Origin of the sequence: uncultured Campylobacter sp. (assembly GCF_938018145.1) — a bacterium.
Classification (GTDB): Bacteria; Campylobacterota; Campylobacteria; order Campylobacterales; family Campylobacteraceae; genus Campylobacter_A.
The window spans coordinates 1-4,618 of record NZ_CALIII010000001.1 but is presented as its reverse complement, the minus strand read 5'-3'; the positions used below and the strand labels follow the sequence as shown (position 1 = coordinate 4,618).

Genomic DNA, 4,618 nt, shown 5'->3' with positions numbered 1-4,618 from the left:
GAAACCGACGAGTACGCGATCGCCTATATCAATCAAAAAGGCGAAAAAGAGCAGCCGTACTATACGGGTCGTTACGCTAGATACAACATGGCAAAACGCTTCTGGGAATGGCCGAGATGGGATAAAGAAAGCATATATTGGCTATCTCATACGCAGTTTGAAAACAGTCTATATATAAACACCAAAGCCTTTTATGACAAATTTGTAAACGACCTAAACGGTATCAAACCTTTTGCATTTAACAGCCACTACCGCGATAAAGGCTACGGACTGGGTACTGAGATAGGCGGCGATATCGGCGATAGAGATACGCTAAAATTTGCGGTTAACTATAAATTTGACGAGCACAAAGAGCATGACGACGGTGAGCCTGTGCAGGCTTATCAGGATAAAACCTACAGCTTTGCGCTAGAAAACACCTACAAATTTACCGATTTTACGCGGCTGATTTTAGGCGTGAGCTACGATACTAGAGATGCGATCAAGGCTCAAGAATACGGCAAGATAACGTCTGCTACAAACACGCTTTATGACTTTGAGGTCGCCAAACGCCACGCCTTTAACTACCAAGCCGCGATCAAACACAGCTTTGACGGCAACGACGAGTTTAGCGTTAGCTTTGCTAAAAAGACCTATTTTCCTAGTATGAAAGAGCGCTACTCAAAACGCTTCGGCCGCAACGAGCCAAATCCATACCTAAAGCCTGAGGTCGCCAATCACTACGAAGTCGGCTATCAAAGAAGCTTCGGCGAGGCTTTGAGACTGGAGACTGCGGTATTTTACTCTAAGGTTAAAGACGCTATCGGCGAGCACAACATCATCATAGGCGGCAAAAAGCTAGCTCAAGCCATAAACGTCGATAAAGCCGAATACAAGGGCTTTGAGCTTGGCGCGACATATTTTGCGGGGCAAAATTTGGAGCTAGGCGGCAACTACACCTATATCAGCGCGAAATATAAAAGCGGCGCCGATAGTAGAGTTTACGACATACCTAAACACAAGGCTTTTGCTTACGTAGACTACAAGATTGTGCCTAAATTTAGCATTTACGCATCGCAGTATATGATCTCTAGCCGCTACTCAAACTCTTACGAAGTGACAAAACTAGCCGGCTTTGGTGCTACAAACGTCAAATTTATCTACAAACCGACCGAAAGCCTAAGCGTCGAGGCTGGCATATCAAATTTGTTTGATAAAAACTACGAGTATAGAGAAGGCTATCCGGAAGAGGGAAGGGTATTTTTCACGAATTTAAGATATAAATTCTAATTAGAATTTGCAAGGCGGATCGCTTTAAAAAGGGCGATTCCGCTTAAAATTTGACTCTATTTATATAATAAAATCTATTTTAAAATTTCTTTAGCTATACTTTACAAAATCATTCTAAAGGCGAAAAATGTTTAAAAAAATTATGTTGTTTTTCTTTGCTTTTTTGGGCTTTTGCTTTGCGATGACGCCTGAGCAGATCAAAGACTACATCGCCCAAAACAGCGAAAACATAGCTCAGCTGCAAGGCACTCCGTCTAAAATTTACGCTAGCTCGCCGCCGCTTTTATATATGCTTTACGCGCTTGATCCTGCTAAAATCAGCGGACCAAATTTCGAGTGGAACGACTACGAGCGGCCCTACGTCAAAAAAGAGGTGCAAGAGCAGCCCGTCGTGGGCGGCTTTTTCGGCCAGGGTAAAATTCCAAACGTCGAGATGCTACTACGCCTAAATCCCGAGCTCATCCTCGTAAACGCAAGCTCGCGCAACACCAAAAAGATGAGCGAGGTTTTCGGCTCTATCAAAAAGCCGATGCTCTATCTAAGCGCGACGAAGCTCGAGGATTATCTGGACGGGTTTGAAATTTTAGGCGAAGTGACGGGCAAGCAGGAGCGCGCCGCACGTCTCATAAACTACGCGAAAGAGTCGCTAAATTTGACCGCGCAGATCGAGGAGTACATCAAGAAAAACAACCTGCAAAAGGTAAAAATTTACTACGCGCAGGGTAGCGACGGGCTAGCCACCGAGTGCGAGGGCTCGTGGCACGCTACGCTCATCGAGCGAGCCGGCGCGCAGAACGTCCATACGTGCAGCGAGGATCCAAACGCCAAATCTTTCGGACGCGTAAAGATCAGCTTCGAGCAGCTCGTAAAATACGACCCGGACGTCATCCTCATCTACGAAAAGGAGCTGTTTGATAAAATTTACGGCGATCCGAAGTGGCAGCTGCTAGGTGCGGTGAAAAACAAAAAAGCCTACTACATCCCGCGCGAGCCCTTTTCGTGGTTTGACCGCCCGCCTTCGTTTATGAGGTTTTTGGGGCTAAAATGGCTGGTAAATTTAATCTACCCCGAAGCGTTTAAATTTGACATGGTCCGCGAGACGCGCGAGTTTTATAAGCTATTTTTAGATCTTGAGCTCACAGACGAGCAAATTTATAAAATTTTAGGACGGGGCGCCGAGTGAGTAAAGAAAGATGAGCAAAAAGGCGTTTGCGTTTTTAGCCCTGCTGCTGGCGCTTTGCGTCGCGGGCTCGCTGCTGCTTGGCAAATACGGCTTTAGCGCAGAGGACTACGCGCGCTACGTCACGGCGCTGCTGCGGGGCGAAAGCTTAAAAGATTTCGAGGTCATGCACACGCTCCTGCTCGAGATCCGCCTGCCGCGCATACTTGCCTGCGTGCTCATCGGCGCTAGCCTTGCGATCAGCGGCGCTGCATATCAGGCGATGTTTGTTAACCCGCTCGTTAGCCCTTCGATACTAGGCGTTCTAAGCGGCGCGGGATTTGGCGCAGCGGTGGGGATGTTTTTCAAATTTAACGAATATCTCATCCAGCTTAGCACCTTTGGCTTCGGCTTTCTTGCCGTGGCAGTGGCGCTTGGCATCTCGGCACTGTATTCGCGCAGCGGTAGCGTTATCGTGCTAGTTCTTGGCGGCGTCATCAGCGGCTCGCTCTTTACCTCGCTGCTCTCGGTGCTAAAATACGCCGCAGACCCGAGCGACGCGCTTCCTGCGATCACATATTTTTTGATGGGAAGTCTGGGCTTTGCGTCTAAGAGCTTTATTCAAATTTCGATCCTGCCGATGTGCGCGGGCATTTTGCTACTAGCGCTTAGCGGCAAATACCTAAACGCGCTAAGCCTTGGCGAAGAGGAGGCAAAGAGCCTGGGCGTAAACACGACTCGGGTTAAAATTTTCATCATCCTAGTCGCCACCTTCGTTAGCGCGCTTAGCGTGACGATCGCGGGCATCATCGGCTGGATCGGGCTTATCGTGCCGCACATCGCGCGCTTTATCTTCGGCGCCGACAACCGTGCAGTGCTTGCTAGTTCGGCGATGATCGGCGCGATATTTCTGCTCTTTTGCGACAGCTTCTCGCGGCTCATCTTTACCTTTGAGATCCCCATCGGCATCGTAACCTCGCTATTTGGCATCCCGATGTTTATCATCGTGCTTCGCCGCGCCAAGAGGAGCTTTTGATGCGAGAAAATTTGATAGAAGTGCGAAATTTGCGCTTTTCTTATCGCGATAAACCCGTGCTAAAGGGCATCAGCTTTGACGTCGCGACGGGCGATACGCTAAGTATCCTAGGCGCCAACGGCAGCGGCAAAAGCACCCTGCTTCGCATAATGCTCGGGTTTTTAAAATTTGAGGGCGAGGTGCTGATCGCAGGCAAAAGCGTGTGCGACTACGGCAAGCGCGAGCTAGCCTCTCTCGTCGCCTACGTGCCGCAGACGCACGCGCCGTCCTATGACTACAGCGTCTTTGACGTCGCGCTGATGGGCGCGCTGTGCAGGACGCCGCTGTTTTCTAGCTTTAGCGCGGCGGATAAAAAGCTAGCCGAGCAGGCGCTGGAAAAGATGGGTATCGCGCATCTAAAAAACGCGCCCTACACGAGGGTTAGCGGCGGCGAGCGGCAGCTGGCGTACATCGCGCGCACGCTGGTTCAGGGCGCGAAAGTGATCTTTATGGACGAGCCGACCAACGGGCTGGATTTTGGCAATCAAATTAGGCTGCTCGAGATGATCAAGGCGCTGGGAGATGAGGGCTACACCTTCGTGCAAACGACGCACTACCCGCGCCACGCGAAGTTCGTTTCAAATTTGACGCTGTTTATAAAAGACGGCGAAATTTTAGCCTTTGGCGAGAGCGAAAAGCTCATAAACGCCGAAAATATCGATAAAATTTACGGCATAAACTACGAAAGATACGAGGATAGATTATGATTTTACCTTCAAACTACGACGAGATCGACTTTGACGCGCTTTATAAGGCGCAAAAGGCGAGAAGCTCGTTTGGCAAAAAAATTGCCGCGGACTGGGACAAAAAGGCTCCGAGCTTTAACGAGGGTGTGATGAAAAGCGCCTACGCGCGAGAATTTATAGATAAGGTTGATTTTACGGGCGTTTCTACGTTGCTTGATTTTGCGTGCGGCGCGGGCGCGCTAAGCGTGCTGGCGGCGCAAAAGGCGGATCAAATTTACGGCTACGACTTTTCGCCGAGGATGCTAGAGTTTGCCCGCGAAAATGCTAAAGCTTACGGCGCGAAAAATGTTAAATTTGCGCAAAAGGCCTTCGAGGACGACTGGTCTGACGTGCCAGCGTGCGACGTGGTTTTTGCCTCGCGCTGTCTTG

General features: G+C 49.5%; 5 protein-coding genes. All 5 read left to right on the top strand.

Annotated elements, in window-relative coordinates; translation table 11 throughout:
- A partial coding sequence (locus Q0338_RS00025; protein WP_298084986.1) for a TonB-dependent receptor occupies nt 1-1,269 on the top strand: 1,269 nt, incomplete at its 5' end.
- 127 nt (nt 1,270-1,396) lie between these two features.
- Nucleotides 1,397-2,452, top strand: coding sequence for an ABC transporter substrate-binding protein (locus Q0338_RS00020; RefSeq protein ID WP_298084985.1), 1,056 nt, complete (start codon nt 1,397-1,399; stop codon nt 2,450-2,452).
- A gap of 10 nt (nt 2,453-2,462) precedes the next feature.
- Nucleotides 2,463-3,464, top strand: a complete 1,002-nt coding sequence (locus Q0338_RS00015; RefSeq protein ID WP_298084984.1) for an iron ABC transporter permease — start codon at nt 2,463-2,465, stop codon at nt 3,462-3,464.
- Nucleotides 3,464-4,210: an ABC transporter ATP-binding protein gene (locus Q0338_RS00010; RefSeq protein WP_298084983.1), complete on the top strand. Its 747-nt coding sequence runs from the start codon at nt 3,464-3,466 to the stop codon at nt 4,208-4,210. Before Q0338_RS00015 ends, Q0338_RS00010 begins: the two co-directional genes overlap by 1 nt.
- The coding region (locus tag Q0338_RS00005; protein ID WP_298084982.1) for a class I SAM-dependent methyltransferase at nt 4,207-4,618 on the top strand (412 nt) is incomplete at its 3' end. The genes Q0338_RS00010 and Q0338_RS00005, both read left to right, overlap by 4 nt.